Annotated in this window: 13 protein-coding genes; 6 read left to right on the top strand and 7 right to left on the bottom strand. The window is 44.0% G+C overall.

What is annotated here, in order from left to right; translation table 11 throughout:
• Window positions 1-28 precede the first annotated feature (28 nt).
• On the top strand, window positions 29-1177 hold the full coding sequence (locus ABIE26_RS02060; RefSeq protein ID WP_310140587.1) for a cysteine desulfurase family protein: 1149 nt from the start codon (window positions 29-31) through the stop codon (window positions 1175-1177).
• 21 nt (window positions 1178-1198) lie between these two features.
• Here ABIE26_RS02060 and accD read toward each other — a convergent pair whose 3' ends face one another.
• The gene (accD, locus tag ABIE26_RS02065; protein WP_310140585.1) at window positions 1199-2044 is read right to left on the bottom strand and encodes an acetyl-CoA carboxylase, carboxyltransferase subunit beta; all 846 of its coding nucleotides are present in this window, start codon (window positions 2042-2044) and stop codon (window positions 1199-1201) included.
• Between the two features lie 129 nt (window positions 2045-2173).
• Between accD and fbaA the strand changes: the two genes are divergently transcribed.
• The 3 genes from fbaA (at window position 2174) to ABIE26_RS02080 (ending at window position 4266) form a co-directional block, all read left to right on the top strand.
• Window positions 2174-3253 (top strand): class II fructose-bisphosphate aldolase, encoded by a 1080-nt coding sequence (fbaA, locus tag ABIE26_RS02070; protein ID WP_310140582.1) that lies wholly within the window; start codon window positions 2174-2176, stop codon window positions 3251-3253.
• Window positions 3254-3368: 115 nt separating this feature from the next.
• A complete protein-coding gene (locus ABIE26_RS02075) occupies window positions 3369-3863 on the top strand; it encodes a low affinity iron permease family protein (RefSeq protein ID WP_310140580.1) in 495 nt (164 codons plus the stop codon).
• On the top strand, window positions 3841-4266 hold the full coding sequence (locus ABIE26_RS02080) for a GNAT family N-acetyltransferase (protein WP_310140579.1): 426 nt from the start codon (window positions 3841-3843) through the stop codon (window positions 4264-4266). The genes ABIE26_RS02075 and ABIE26_RS02080 overlap by 23 nt, the downstream gene beginning before the upstream one ends.
• Here the strand turns inward: ABIE26_RS02080 and ABIE26_RS02085 are convergent.
• The 6 genes from ABIE26_RS02085 to ABIE26_RS02110 form a co-directional block, all read right to left on the bottom strand.
• Complete coding sequence (locus ABIE26_RS02085) at window positions 4263-5126, bottom strand: hydroxymethylglutaryl-CoA lyase (RefSeq protein ID WP_310140576.1); 864 nt, start codon at window positions 5124-5126, stop codon at window positions 4263-4265. The two genes, ABIE26_RS02080 and ABIE26_RS02085, sit on opposite strands and share 4 nt — an antisense overlap.
• Complete coding sequence (locus ABIE26_RS02090) at window positions 5104-6429, bottom strand: NAD(P)/FAD-dependent oxidoreductase (protein ID WP_310140574.1); 1326 nt, start codon at window positions 6427-6429, stop codon at window positions 5104-5106. Before ABIE26_RS02090 ends, ABIE26_RS02085 begins: the two co-directional genes overlap by 23 nt.
• Before the next feature lie 82 nt (window positions 6430-6511).
• Window positions 6512-9484 (bottom strand): protein translocase subunit SecDF, encoded by a 2973-nt coding sequence (secDF, locus tag ABIE26_RS02095; protein ID WP_310140572.1) that lies wholly within the window; start codon window positions 9482-9484, stop codon window positions 6512-6514.
• 113 nt (window positions 9485-9597) lie between these two features.
• Window positions 9598-10083 (bottom strand): dihydrofolate reductase, encoded by a 486-nt coding sequence (locus ABIE26_RS02100; protein WP_310140570.1) that lies wholly within the window; start codon window positions 10081-10083, stop codon window positions 9598-9600.
• Complete coding sequence (locus ABIE26_RS02105) at window positions 10080-10874, bottom strand: thymidylate synthase (RefSeq protein WP_310140567.1); 795 nt, start codon at window positions 10872-10874, stop codon at window positions 10080-10082. The genes ABIE26_RS02100 and ABIE26_RS02105 overlap by 4 nt, the downstream gene beginning before the upstream one ends.
• 383 nt (window positions 10875-11257) lie before the next feature.
• Window positions 11258-11392 carry a hypothetical protein gene (locus ABIE26_RS02110; protein ID WP_310140564.1) on the bottom strand — a complete coding sequence of 45 codons (135 nt, stop codon included), beginning with the start codon at window positions 11390-11392 and terminating at the stop codon, window positions 11258-11260.
• Window positions 11393-11434: 42 nt separating this feature from the next.
• On the opposite strand from ABIE26_RS02110, the gene ispE reads away from it, so the two are divergent.
• Together ispE and ABIE26_RS02120 are read left to right on the top strand one after the other, a co-directional pair.
• Window positions 11435-12238 carry a 4-(cytidine 5'-diphospho)-2-C-methyl-D-erythritol kinase gene (ispE, locus tag ABIE26_RS02115; RefSeq protein WP_310140561.1) on the top strand — a complete coding sequence of 268 codons (804 nt, stop codon included), beginning with the start codon at window positions 11435-11437 and terminating at the stop codon, window positions 12236-12238.
• A gap of 73 nt (window positions 12239-12311) precedes the next feature.
• Window positions 12312-13478: an O-succinylhomoserine sulfhydrylase gene (locus ABIE26_RS02120; RefSeq protein WP_310140559.1), complete on the top strand. Its 1167-nt coding sequence runs from the start codon at window positions 12312-12314 to the stop codon at window positions 13476-13478.
• Window positions 13479-13555 lie beyond the last annotated feature (77 nt).

Here is a 13555-nt window from a genome sequence, read left to right on the forward strand (position 1 = left end):
AAGAACTAACTAACTTATTATTATAAAAATGGAACGCGTCTATTTAGATAATGCCGCGACCACGCCTTTGGATAAGGATGTAATGGCCGAAATGGTTTCCGTAATGAGCAATTATTACGGAAATCCTTCGTCAATTCATGCCCAGGGCCGTGAAGTACGTACCTTAATTGAAAAAGCAAGGAAAACAGTTGCAGGACTGTTAAATGCAACACCTGCAGAGATATTTTTTACCTCTGGCGGTACCGAAGCCGATAATACAGCCATCCGCTGTGGCATTGAGGCTTATGGCATCGGGCATGCCATTACCTCTAAAATCGAACACCATGCGGTAGAGCACACTTTAAACCAGCTGTTAAAGCAGGGGAGGATTGATAAGCTGAGCTTTGTCGATATCGATGAAAAAGGGAACATCAATTATGCGCACCTGGAAGAGCTGCTTAAAAATAATAGCCGGTCATTTGTGTCTTTAATGCATGCCAATAACGAATTGGGTACTTTAACGGACATAACGCGGGTGGGCGACCTGTGCGAGCAATACGATGCCATTTACCACTGCGATACTGTGCAGACCATGGGACATTATGTGCACGATGTAAGAAAGCTGAAAGCACATTTTATGGTTTGTGCAGCCCATAAGCTGCACGGTCCTAAAGGTATAGGTTTCCTGTTTGTGAACCATAACATCAAAATCCCGCCAATGATTTTTGGTGGAGCACAGGAACGTAATATGCGTGGCGGGACAGAAAATGTATACGGAATAGTTGGACTGGCAAAAGCCCTTGAAATGGCCTATGCCGAGATGGAAAGTCACCAGCACCACGTTCAGGAATTGAAAGATTACCTCAAAGATAAGCTGAGCAGGGAAATTCCCGATGTGCAGTTCAATGGTGAAACCGCTGCCGATAAAAGTTTATATACCGTACTGAACGTTTCGTTTCCGGCAATGGATATGGCTGATATGTTGCTGTTTAACCTGGATATCAGTGGTATTTCAGCTTCGGGCGGTAGTGCCTGTTCGTCGGGTTCCAATATCGGCTCCCACGTACTTTCGGGTATCAAGGCCGATCCGGACAGGCCATCTGTACGTTTCTCTTTCAGTAAATACAATACGAAAGCAGAACTGGATTATGTAGTAGAGAAAGTAAAAGAGATTGTAGCTAAAAATGTAGCGGTTTAATTCAACCGCTACATTTTTTATTTAGTTTTTCATCATTTTAATAAAGGCCGCCAGTTTGGCTTTCATCGCCCTGCGGTCTACAATAAAATCCAGGAAGCCATGCTCCAATACAAACTCCGCTGTCTGGAAGCCTTTTGGTAAATCCTTTTTAATGGTTTCTTTGATTACCCTTGGCCCTGCAAAACCGATCAATGAGCCTGGCTCAGCAATATTGATGTCGCCAAGCATAGCATAAGAAGCCGTTACTCCTCCGGTTGTAGGGTCGGTAAGCAGCGATATATAAGGGACCTTTGCTTCACTCAATAACGCCAGTTTAGCCGAAGTTTTTGCCATCTGCATCAAAGAAAATGCGGCCTCCATCATACGCGCACCACCCGATTTTGAAATCATCAGGAAAGGGATTTTATGTTTGATGCTATAATCAATAGAACGGGCAATCTTTTCACCTACCACCGATCCCATTGATCCACCAATAAAATTAAAGTCCATACAGGCCACTACCAGGTCTTCACCTTCTATTTTACCGTGTGCAGCCCTGATGGCATCTTTTAGGCCGGTTTTGGCCATGCTCTCTATCAAACGCTCTGTATAGGGTTTGCTATCGGTAAAGTTCAGTGGATCGCCTGAAGTCAGGTTTGAAAACAATTCCTTGAACTCATTATTGTCAAATAGTACCTGAAAGTATTCTTTGGATCCAACCCGCAAATGGTAGTTGCAGTATTGGCAAACATATTTATTTTCTAACAGGTCGGCACTGTGCAACGCTTTCTTACAATTAGGGCACTTGTTCCATAAACCATCGGGTGCCTCTTTCTTTTCTTCTGTTGACGTACTGATACCTTTTTTTTCTCTCTTAAACCAAGCCATGTTATTTGTTGAAAAATGCGAGTACAAAGAAACAAAAAAAAATCAGAACACCCTGCGCAAGTTTAGCATAACTTTAATTTGCCCAAACCCATAATTTTCATAACTTCGGCGTATCTAAAATTAAAAATAATGAGTTTAAAAGGCTATAAAGGCGTAATTTACGGAGATGCCGTTCAGGAATTGTTTGAACAGGCAAAAAAACATCAGTTTGCTTTACCTGCAGTTAATGTTATCGGAACCAATTCCATTAACGCTGTAATGGAAACTGCAAAAGCGGTTAATTCACCGGTTATCATCCAGCTGTCTAACGGCGGGGCGCAATTTTATGCAGGTAAAACATTAAATAATGATAATTTAAATGCCTGTGTATTAGGAGCAGTTTCTGCGGCTAAACACGTTCATTTGCTGGCAGAGCACTATGGTGTGGCCGTAGTATTGCATACCGACCATGCTGCTAAAAAACTGTTGCCATGGATAGACGGATTGCTGGACCATGGTGAGAAGTTCTTTGCAGAACACGGTAAACCATTGTTTTCTTCGCATATGCTTGACCTTTCGGAAGAGCCGATTGAAGAGAATATGGAAATCTCTGCCAAATACCTTGCACGTATGGCTAAAATGGGCATGACCATTGAAATTGAGCTGGGTGTAACCGGAGGTGAAGAAGATGGGGTAGACAACAGTGATGTAGATAGCTCTAAATTATATACACAGCCTTCTGAAGTGGCTTATGCCTACGAAGAACTGAGCAAAGTAAGCGATAAATTTACAGTAGCAGCTGCATTTGGTAATGTGCATGGGGTTTATAAACCAGGAAACGTGAAATTACAGCCGGTGATCCTTAAAAATTCACAGGATTATATCAAAGAGAAATTCGGATTGTCTGCCGAAAAACCAATCAATTTTGTGTTCCACGGTGGTTCTGGCTCTTCCCAGGAAGAGATCAGGGAAGCGATTTCTTATGGCGCCATTAAGATGAACATCGATACCGATATGCAATGGGCATTCTGGGAAGGTGTGCTGAACTATTACAAACCGAATGAAGCTTATCTTCAGGGACAGATCGGTAACCCGGACGGAGAGGATAAGCCAAATAAAAAATACTACGATCCGCGCGTATGGTTACGCAAAGGCGAAGAACAGTTTGTTGCCCGCTTAAAACAGGCATTCGATGATCTGAACTGTACTAACGCCAGCGACAAGCTATAGTAGTTATTACAGAATTTATAATAAAGAGCTGCACCAAGACCATGGTGCAGCTTTTTTTTGTTTCATTAGGTAGTTGCCTAAATAATGATGAACTTTAACATGATAGCCTTGGTCTATGAAAAAGAAACAAGAAAAAAACAACAGTTTATTTGAGCGTTTTGCCAATGCGGCAACCAAATTTACCGGCAGTTCACCGGCATTTCTTATGGCTACCGCTATAGTACTGGTGTGGGCACTAACAGGCCCCCTGTTTGATTATTCGGAAACCTGGCAGCTGGTTATCAATACCGGAACCACCATCATTACTTTTCTGATGGTCTTTTTAATCCAGAAAGCACAGAATAAGGATGGGAAAGCCATTCAACTGAAACTGAATGAACTGATTGCAGCGCATGAAAGGGCCAGTAACAGGATGGTAGATATTGAAGACCTGACAGAAGCAGAGCTGGATCAGTTGCATAAATTTTATGTCACCCTTGCTGAACTTGCAAAAAAGGAGAATGATATTCATTGTTCACATTCCATAGATGCTGCTGAAGAAATCCATCAAATTAAAAGAAAAGTAAAAACCATATTGACAAAAAATCATGGAAGCACTACTGGTAAATAAGGTAAAAACCAAGGAGGAACTGGAAAAGGTATTTGCAGTAAGAAAAACGGTGTTTGTAGAAGAACAGAATTGTCCGCCCGAATTGGAATGGGAAAATGAAGAGGAATCGATACACTTTTTGGCTGAAATAAATGGGGAACCTTGCGGGGCCTGCCGCTGGCGTAAAACAGAAGCAGGGTATAAGCTGGAACGTTTTGCTGTTTTAAAGGAGTTCCGGGGCAAAAGGATAGGACAGGCCCTGGTGGCAGCTGCATTGGCCGATCTGCCCGAAAGTGCGCATTACATTTACCTCAATGCACAGTTGGAGGCCATGCGATTGTATTCCAGGTTTGGCTTCATTGCTGAGGGCGAGCAGTTTGAAGAAGCTGGCATACAACACATGAAAATGGTAAAAAAATCTTAAAGAAATACTTTAGAAGAGTAAGCAACAGCTTCCTGCCAGTAGTCCATATTTAAGCCCAAGGGCTCATTTTTTGCCTGCAAATAACCAATCAGGTCTTCAGTAGCCATATTTCCGGTTAAATCGTCTGTTGCCATAGGGCAGCCACCAAAACCTTTCAGGGCACTGTCAAAGCGCCTGCAGCCGCTCTCGTATGCGGCCTGTATTTTTTCATTGCGGGTATTGGGTGTGCTGTGCAGGTGCAGTCCAATTTCTACGTCCTCGTAACGCTTCAATAAGCCCGGTAAAATGGCTTTTATCTTCTCGGGCGAGGAAACCCCTGTGGTATCCGACAAGGCCAGGATACGGGCGCCATGGCCCACCAGCTGATCTGCCCATTGTTCCACTATTTCGGCATTCCATTCATCTCCGTAAGGGTTTCCAAAGCCCATCGATAAATAAATTACAGCAGTTTTATTGTTTTTATCGGACAGTTCCAGTAACTGCTTCACCGTATCAACAGACTGCGCTATACTGGAATTGGTGTTGCGTTGCTGAAAGGTTTCTGAAATAGAGAAAGGAAAGCCCAGGTAACTGATTTCCTCGTACATGGAGGCTGTTGCTGCACCCCTTAAATTGGCCACTATGGCCAGCAATTTTGAGGATGTGTGGTCCAGGTTGAGCCTCGCCAGAACTTCGGCAGTGTCCTGAAGCTGGGGGATGGCCTTTGGCGATACAAAACTGCCGAAGTCAATCGTATCAAAACCAACTTTCAGCAACAGGTTGATGTAGGAAGCTTTAATATCGGTAGGTATAAAATCATGCATGCCCTGCATGGCATCCCTTGGGCATTCAACCAATTTAACCGGCTTTTGTTGTTTCATGTACTGTTAGTTCGTTGTCTATACTTTTTTCCTTAAAAAACGGGCGGATGATCAGTCTGGTACCCCTGTCGTAGCTAAAATAACTCCACACCCAGTTTACAAATACCACCAGCTTGTTCCTGAAACCCACCAGTGTCATCAAATGTACGAACATCCAGGTAAACCAGGCAAATACGCCCTGAAAGCGGATCTTATGCAGGTCTACCACTGCGCGGTTCCTGCCCACTGTGGCCATGGCACCTTTGTCGAAGTATTTAAAGTGCTCTACGGGTTTTTTCTCAATGATATTGATGAGGTTTTTGGCCAATAGCTTACCCTGTTGTATAGCGGCCGGGGCTACGCCCGGATGCCCGTTGGGGAATTCTTCTGTAATCATGGCTGCCACGTCTCCAATGGCGTAAATATTGGAATAACCTTCAACCAGGTTAATTTCATTTACTTTCAGACGGTTTCCCCTTACCACATGCTCGGTACTCAGGCCATCTAAAACCACGCCCTTAACGCCAGCCGACCAGATTACGGTGGACGAGCGGATTTGCTGTCCGTCGACCAGGCTCAACATGGCACCATCGTAGCCAGATACGCGGGCATTGTTCATGATGGTTACCCCCAGTTCTTTAAGGAAATCGGCCGATTTTTGCTGTGCCTGTACAGACATAGCACCCAGCAGTTCTGGCGACCCTTCGATCAGGTAAATGTTCACATCGTCTATATTCAGATCGGGATAGTCATTTTTAAGCACGTGTTTTTTCAGTTCGGCCAATGCCCCGGCGGTTTCTACACCGGTTGGGCCGCCACCTACCACAACAAAGTTGAGCAGCTGCGCCCGGTGCAGCGGGTCGGGGGCAATCTGCGCCGCCTCCAGGTTTTGTAAGATCAGGCTCCTCAGGTTCAGGGCTTCAGGAATGGACTTCATAGGCATGGCATTGTGTTCTATTTCTACCTGCCCGAAAAAGTTACTGGTAGAACCCGTTGCAATTACCAGGTGATCGTACTCAATCACACCTATTGAAGTTTCAATGGTATTGGCTTCAGCGTTTACCTGATGTGCTTCTGTAACCCTGAAAGTCAGGTTTTTCTGTCCTTTAAAAATCTTACGCAGGGGAAAGGCGATGGAATCTGCCTCCAAGCCCCCTGTTGCCACCTGATACAGCAGGGGCTGGAAAGTATGGTAATTGTGCTTGTCCAGCATCATCACATCTACCGGTTTGTTGCGCAGCTTTTTAGCCAGTTCAATCCCTCCAAATCCACCACCTACAATAACTATTCTTGGTTTGTTGCCTTTTGGGAAATGTTGCTCCATGATCTTGATTTAAGTAAATATACATAACAAACAAAAAGGCACCCAAAAAGGGTGCCTTTATTTATCACGGGTTTGTAATTACTTATTTTTTGTTTTTCACTTTGGCCTCTCCAAGATCCAGTACAATAGGGGTAGAGATACACAGTGAAGAGTAGGTACCAATGATACGGCCGATCAGCAGGGCGAAAATAAACCCGCGGATGCTGGTACCACCGAAAATAAAGATCACCAGCAATACAAAGAATACCGTTAATGAAGTCAGGATGGTACGGCTCAGTGTGCTGTTCAGTGCAAAGTTGATCAGGTCTTCTCTTTCCTTTCCGTGCAGGTCTTCTTTACCTTGTTCTGCCAGTTTCTCACGGATCCTGTCAAATACAACTACCGTTTCTGTCATGGTATAACCCATAACAGTCAGGATCGCTGCGATAAAGTCCTGCCCAATCTCTAAAGAGAACGGCATCACACCATCTAAAATGGTGTAGAATGAAAGTACCAGCAATACGTCGTGGAACAGGGCGATAACCGCACCTAAACCATAGTTCAGTTTCTTGAACCTTACCACGATATAAATGAACATCACCAGGCAGGAGAACAGGATGGCACCATAAGCACCATATACAATGTCGCTCGCAATGATAGGACCTACCTTCTCATTACTTTCAATGGTATATTTTACGCCTGTTTTGGCCAAGCCAGCCTTTAAAGCATTTTCTACAATCTTATCTGCCTGTATGTCAGAGTCGGTAATGTGGAAAGTAGTGGTGATCTTCAACTCATTGTCGGCGCCAGCTGTTTTAACGATGGTTTCCGACTCAGGGAATACGCTTGAAAGCTGTGCTTTTACATCTTCTGTATGCATTGCTTTATCGAAGTGAACGATATAGGTACGTCCGCCTTTGAAGTCGATACCCAGGTTCAATCCGCCATTTTTAAAGTAAAAGATGAAACCTAAAACAATGATTACTGAAGATATGGTATAGTATAATTTTCTGTGTCCAACAAAGTTGAAGGCAATGTTTTTAAATGCGTGGATGGTTGCTTTGTTACCAAAGGTAATGTTCGCTTTTTTCTCCAGCAGTGTATCGAATACCAAACGCGAGATCAGTACGGCGCAGAATAATGAAGAAAGGATACCGATACAAAGGGTAGTGGCAAAACCCTGAACAGGGCCGCTACCGAAGATGTAAAGGATCACACCCAATACCAGTACGGTTACGTTGGAGTCGATGATAGACGACATCGCATGTTTAAAACCCTCTTTGATGGCTACCGGGGTAGATTTACCTAAATTCAGCTCTTCCCTTACACGCTCAAAGATCAGGATGTTCGCATCCACCGACAAACCGATTACCAAAACAATACCGGCAATACCAGGTAAAGTCAATACCGCACCCAGTGATACCAGGATGCCCATAATGAAGAACAGGTTGATGACCAAAGCAAGGTTGGCTACCCAACCGGCTTTGTTGTAATACAGGGCCATGAAAATCAGGATCACCACAAAGGCAAGCACGAATGACAATAAACCATTGTGGATCGCGGCTTCACCTAATGAAGGTCCTACCACAAACTCTCCAACAATTCTTGCCGGGGCAGGCAGTTTACCTGCTTTTAAGATGTTGGCTAAATCCTGTGTATCGTTTTGTGTAAAGTTACCGGTGATCTGGGAAATACCGTTAGGAATCTCGTTCTGTACTGTTGGTGCAGAATAAACCGTGTTGTCTAAAACAATCGCGATAGATTTTTTATCGTTTACATCGGCAGAAGCTTCTGCCGTAATTTTTTTCCATTTGGCGGCACCGTCGCCAGTCATGTACATGGTTACTTCCGGTTTACCATCCTGGCTAAAATCGGCACGTGCATCGCTGATGGCCTCGCCACCAAGATCTGGTTTACCATCTAATGAAGAAACTTTAATGGCATACAGTTCAAAAATTTTGCTGGTATTGGCTACACCAAGGTCAGCAGGTTTAACACTCCACATGAATTTGTAAGTCTGAGGAATGATAGCAGCGATCTCAGGTCTTCTGAAGAAAGCATTTACCTTGGCCGTATCTTTTTGTGCTGCAAAACCAACAACCGGTCCCGGACGTAAAGCCTGCTGTCCGTTTTCGCTCTGGTAGGTTGGAGGCTGTAATACCGCAAATAAAGGATTGGATTTTATGGCTTCGTTATTTTTAACACTGGCCGAATCTTTAGTATCTGTCTTTTTTGCCAGTCCGGCCAGTTTACTTCCACTTTTTGCAGCAGTATCTTTTGCAGCTGTTGTAACCGCAGTAGTATCTTTTAAGGTAAGCGCAAGCGTTTTGTTGATGTTTTCCATTACAGGGTATACATCCTGGTTGCTGTACACTTGCCAGAACTGTAGTTCAGCAGAACCCTGCAGCAATTTATGTACCCGGTCTTTGTCCTGTACACCCGGCATCTCGATCAGGATACGGTTGGTACCTTCCTGTTTCTGCATGTTCGGACTTACCACACCGAAACCATCGATACGGCTTCTGATGATGATGAACGAGCGGTCGATTGCACTGGTGGCTTCTTTAGACAAAAAGCTTTTTACTTCGTTGTTGCTTGCGTTTGGCTTCAGCAGTTTTGCGTTGTCCTGGTTAGAGAAAAAATCTACCAGCTGTTTGCCCGGAGCAAGTTTTTCATATTCATTTACAAACAGAGTGATGAAATCTTTTCCACCTGCATTCAGTTGCTGCTGAGCGTTAGATAAGGCCTTGTTAAAATTAACATCATCGGTATTACCGGCTAATGATTTTACCAGTTCACCTAACGATATTTCCATCGTTACGTTCATACCACCCTTAAGGTCTAACCCTAAGTTAATTTCTTTTGCTTTACAGAATTGATAATTAAAACCAAAAAGCGGATAAACCGGCACAGTGGCCATCGAGTCTAAATAAGCTTTTTCTTTTTCTACGTCTCCTTTAGCATAAGCTTTTGCGTCTCTTTCCACTTTCGAGGTAACAAAGTTGAATGAGAGAGAATACACACAGACAATACCCAAAAGTATTGCCATAAATTTAATAAAACCTTTACCCTGCATTTGTTTGTAATAATTAGTCTATATCTGCTATATATTTTTTTAACAAGTCGGCAAATCTAATTATTTTTTTAATTAATAGGCCACCTTATTGTTTTTTTATTATAGAGGCTCAGTTATTTCCGAAGAAGTGTCGAAAAAGTATAAGCTACGCTGTTTTTTTCATCCGGTAAGTGCCTTTCAATATTGGTCTCTTCCCAGATGCCGGCATCAATTTCAGGAAAAAAAGCATCTGCTTCGTAGCTTTTGTGTACCCTGGTCAGGTAAATGCGGTTGCTACGGGCAAAGGCCGACTTATAGATTTCGGCCCCACCAATAATAAATACTTCGGCTTCGTTACTACAAAGCGCCACTGCTTCATCCAGATGGTTCACAACTTCGACACCAGGTATCGCCAGTTCCGGGCTTCTTGTAATTACAATGTTACGCCTGTTGGGCAGGGGCCTGCCTATGGAATCATAGGTTTTACGGCCCATAATAATGGTATGGCCGGTAGTGATTTGTTTAAAATGCTTCAGATCGGCAGGCAGGTGCCACAGCAACTGGTTATCTTTTCCTATGGCATTGTTTTCGGCAATGGCAACAACTATAGAAAGGATCATACGGCTACCACTCCTTTAATGTGTGGATGCGGATCGTAGTCTTTAAGTGTAAAATCTTCATATTTAAAACCGAAGATGTCCTTTACTTCAGGATTGATTTCCATTACCGGTAATTGCCTAGGTTCCCGGCTAAGCTGCAGCTTGGCCTGTTCAATATGGTTGTTGTACAAATGGGCATCACCAAGGGTATGGATAAAATCGCCATATTGCAGCCCGCATACCTGCGCTACCATCATGGTCAGCAGGGCATAGGAGGCAATGTTAAAAGGAACGCCCAAAAATATATCGGCACTGCGCTGATACAACTGGCAGCTTAATTTTCCATCAGCCACATAGAACTGAAAAAAAGCATGGCATGGCGGAAGCGCCATATTTTCTACCTCTGCAACATTCCAGGCCGATACGATGATCCTTCTGGAATCGGGATTGTTTTTAATGGTATTTACAATCTGCGCAATCTGATCTATATGTCCGCCCTCAGGTTTAGGCCATGAGCGCCACTGAGAACCATAAACCGGGCCCAGGTCGCCATTTTCATCTGCCCATTCGTCCCAGATTCGCACACCGTTATCTTTGAGGTATTTGATATTGGTATCGCCACTTAAAAACCAGATCAGCTCGTGGATGATCGATTTTAAGTGCAGTTTTTTGGTCGTCACCATCGGAAAACCTTCCTGCAGGTTAAAACGCATCTGGTAACCAAATACGCTAATGGTTCCCGTTCCGGTACGGTCGTGCTTTTGCGTGCCATGATCCAGCACATGCTGCATCAGATCTAAGTATTGCTTCATATTGTTTACAGGGTACTTGTATGCAAAAGTACGCATAAATGTGTACTTATAAAACGTCGGGGGCCAAACACTGTTCCGTTACCATGCGTTTTTTTTCAACACCCAGCTTTTCAAGACCGGGTGTTGCTAAGGCAACATTGGTCAGGGGGGGTAATTACAGGGGAGTTTCAGTTTGTGAATGTCCGACCATACGGGGCTTATCATCGCGCCACATACTCCGGCCGGATTAAAAGCAGGGCTGTTGATCACAGTTTTGGTGTTGTCCTGCAGAAAAAAATAATTCAGGCCATCAATGGGGACTTGATGTTGAATTCAGCGCCTTTAAGTCTTGCGAAGCTATCTTCGGAAAAATTGAATTTTTGCGTTTCCGGGTTATAGCATCGTCAGATGACCTCTCTCGCTGGCTTATTAAAGCGATTGATCATATCGCCATCGTAATTGCCCCTGATCAGCATGCTCAAATCCTTGCGGATGCGCTGCCCAATCCAAATGTCAGCTGCCACAGCAAAGCCATTCATAAATTTAGTAAGTTTGCCGGCGGACCTTAAAATGCAGAATACATGCTTGCTTTTGCCAATGCCAAGATCAATCTTGGTTTAAACATTACGGAGAAAAGAAGTGATGGTTACCATAATATTGAAACCATTTTTTATCCGGTGAAACTGAACGACGTAGTTGAAATTACAGACGCAAAGGAAACGACCTGTGTGGTAGAGGGAATTGATGTGCCCGGAGCGGCCAAGGATAACCTCTGTTTAAAAGCTTTTGATGCATTAAAAAAAGATTTTGATTTACCGGAGCAGCAGATTACCCTGTTAAAGAATATTCCGGTTGGTGCAGGGCTTGGCGGGGGCTCTTCGGATGCGGCCCATCTGGTTAAACTGGTCAATAAAAAATTCAAGCTGGGCCTTTCTGTTGCAGCGATGCAGGATTACGGCAGGAAGCTGGGAGCCGATTGTGCTTTTTTCATTGAAAACAGGTCTGCATTTGCTTTTGACAAGGGCGATGAATTTGAGCCAATCGCAATAGATTTGTCAAATTATCACCTTGTGCTGGTAAAACCACCTGTGCACGTCTCTACAGCAGCAGCTTATGCCGGAATAAAGCCCGCAAGCCCTCGCAGATCGATAAAAGATTTAATACATTTGCCTGTAGAGAAATGGAAGGGGCAGCTTGAAAATGATTTTGAGCCTTCTGTTTTTTCAGGTTATCCGGAAATTGAGCAGGTTAAAAGCAAGCTGTATCAATCGGGGGCATTGTTTGCTTTAATGAGCGGCAGCGGTTCCTGTGTATATGGCATTTTTGATCAGAAGGTCAGTTTGCCGGAGCTGGAAAAATGCAACAGGGTGTTTTACAATGTTTAGGTTGATATCCTTTGCTGTAGGCACAAAAATACCGTAAATGATATACAATAGAGATTAATTATCAATAAATACAATGCAGGAAGAGAATTTTGAAACACTGGCCATACGCTTACAAGCTGAAAGAACCCAATTTAAAGAACACTCGGTACCATTGTACCTGACATCGAGCTACAAATTTGACGATGCCGAGGATATGCGCGCCCTGTTTGCCAACGAAAAGGAAGGCAATGTTTACAGCCGTTATGCAAATCCGAATACAGATGAGCTGATCAATAAGCTGTCTATGCTGGAAGGTGCAGAAGCGGGATGGGTTACAGCGAGCGGAATGGCGGCCATATTTACAACTTTTCTGACTTTCCTCCAGTCTGGCGACCATGTACTATCGAGCCGTTCGGTTTTCGGTTCTACGCACCAGCTGCTCAACAGTATTTTTCCTAAATGGGGCATCAGCTACACTTATGCTGATCTGGACAAACCCGAGGAGTGGGAGCAGGGGATCAGGCCGGATACAAAGATGATCTTTGTGGAAACGCCTTCAAATCCGGGTATCGACATTATTGACCTGGAATGGCTGGCCGGACTGGCAAAGAAAAATGGCATTATGCTGGTGGTAGACAATTGTTTTGCTACACCATACCTGCAGCAGCCGATAAAGCTGGGTGCGGATATTTCTATCCACTCGGCAACTAAATTCATAGACGGACAAGGCCGTACGCTGGGTGGGGTTATCCTGGGTTCTGAAAAACACATCAAGGAAATTGAAGGTTTTGCAAGGCATAGCGGGCCGGCCATGTCACCCTTCAATGCCTGGATTTTGTCTAAAAGCCTGGAAACACTGGCTGTGCGTATGGACAGGCATTGCGAAAATGCCTTGAAAGTTGCTGAATTTCTTGAAGCGCACAGCAGCATCAAAAAAGTGATGTACCCTTTCCTGCCTTCGCATCCTCAGTATGAAATTGCCAAAAAGCAAATGAAACAGGGGGGTGGAATTGTAACCCTGGTGATTAATGGTGGTGTTGAGGCGGCCAGCCGCTTTATGAACAAACTGAAGATGTTCTCTATTTCGGCCAATCTGGGTGATACAAGGTCTATTGCCACACATCCGGCAACCAGTACGCACTCGAAATTGAGCGAAGCGGAACGTTTGCAGGTGGGCATTGAGCAGGGGACGATCCGGTTATCTATTGGCCTGGAGCATATCAACGACATTATTGCCGATATAGAACAGGCTTTGGCTTAAGTAATTTTGGCATAAAAACAGGAGCATAAAAAATGCCTGAGTTCAATTGAGTTCAGGCATTTTTTTATGTGGTTAAG

The sequence above is a fragment of the Pedobacter africanus genome, assembly GCF_040548825.1.
GTDB classification, from domain to species: Bacteria; Bacteroidota; Bacteroidia; order Sphingobacteriales; family Sphingobacteriaceae; genus Pedobacter; species Pedobacter africanus_A.

What these genes read in the sequence shown, in the direction of transcription:
- ABIE26_RS02060 (WP_310140587.1), top strand. Translation starts at nt 29, where the DNA reads ATGGAACGCGTCTATTTAGATAATGCCGCGACCACGCCTTTGGATAAG.
- accD (WP_310140585.1), bottom strand. Translation starts at nt 2,044, where the DNA reads ATGGCTTGGTTTAAGAGAGAAAAAAAAGGTATCAGTACGTCAACAGAA.
- fbaA (WP_310140582.1), top strand. Translation starts at nt 2,174, where the DNA reads ATGAGTTTAAAAGGCTATAAAGGCGTAATTTACGGAGATGCCGTTCAG.
- ABIE26_RS02075 (WP_310140580.1), top strand. Translation starts at nt 3,369, where the DNA reads ATGAAAAAGAAACAAGAAAAAAACAACAGTTTATTTGAGCGTTTTGCC.
- ABIE26_RS02080 (WP_310140579.1), top strand. Translation starts at nt 3,841, where the DNA reads ATGGAAGCACTACTGGTAAATAAGGTAAAAACCAAGGAGGAACTGGAA.
- ABIE26_RS02085 (WP_310140576.1), bottom strand. Translation starts at nt 5,126, where the DNA reads ATGAAACAACAAAAGCCGGTTAAATTGGTTGAATGCCCAAGGGATGCC.
- ABIE26_RS02090 (WP_310140574.1), bottom strand. Translation starts at nt 6,429, where the DNA reads ATGGAGCAACATTTCCCAAAAGGCAACAAACCAAGAATAGTTATTGTA.
- secDF (WP_310140572.1), bottom strand. Translation starts at nt 9,484, where the DNA reads ATGCAGGGTAAAGGTTTTATTAAATTTATGGCAATACTTTTGGGTATT.
- ABIE26_RS02100 (WP_310140570.1), bottom strand. Translation starts at nt 10,083, where the DNA reads ATGATCCTTTCTATAGTTGTTGCCATTGCCGAAAACAATGCCATAGGA.
- ABIE26_RS02105 (WP_310140567.1), bottom strand. Translation starts at nt 10,874, where the DNA reads ATGAAGCAATACTTAGATCTGATGCAGCATGTGCTGGATCATGGCACG.
- ABIE26_RS02110 (WP_310140564.1), bottom strand. Translation starts at nt 11,392, where the DNA reads ATGAATGGCTTTGCTGTGGCAGCTGACATTTGGATTGGGCAGCGCATC.
- ispE (WP_310140561.1), top strand. Translation starts at nt 11,435, where the DNA reads ATGCTTGCTTTTGCCAATGCCAAGATCAATCTTGGTTTAAACATTACG.
- ABIE26_RS02120 (WP_310140559.1), top strand. Translation starts at nt 12,312, where the DNA reads ATGCAGGAAGAGAATTTTGAAACACTGGCCATACGCTTACAAGCTGAA.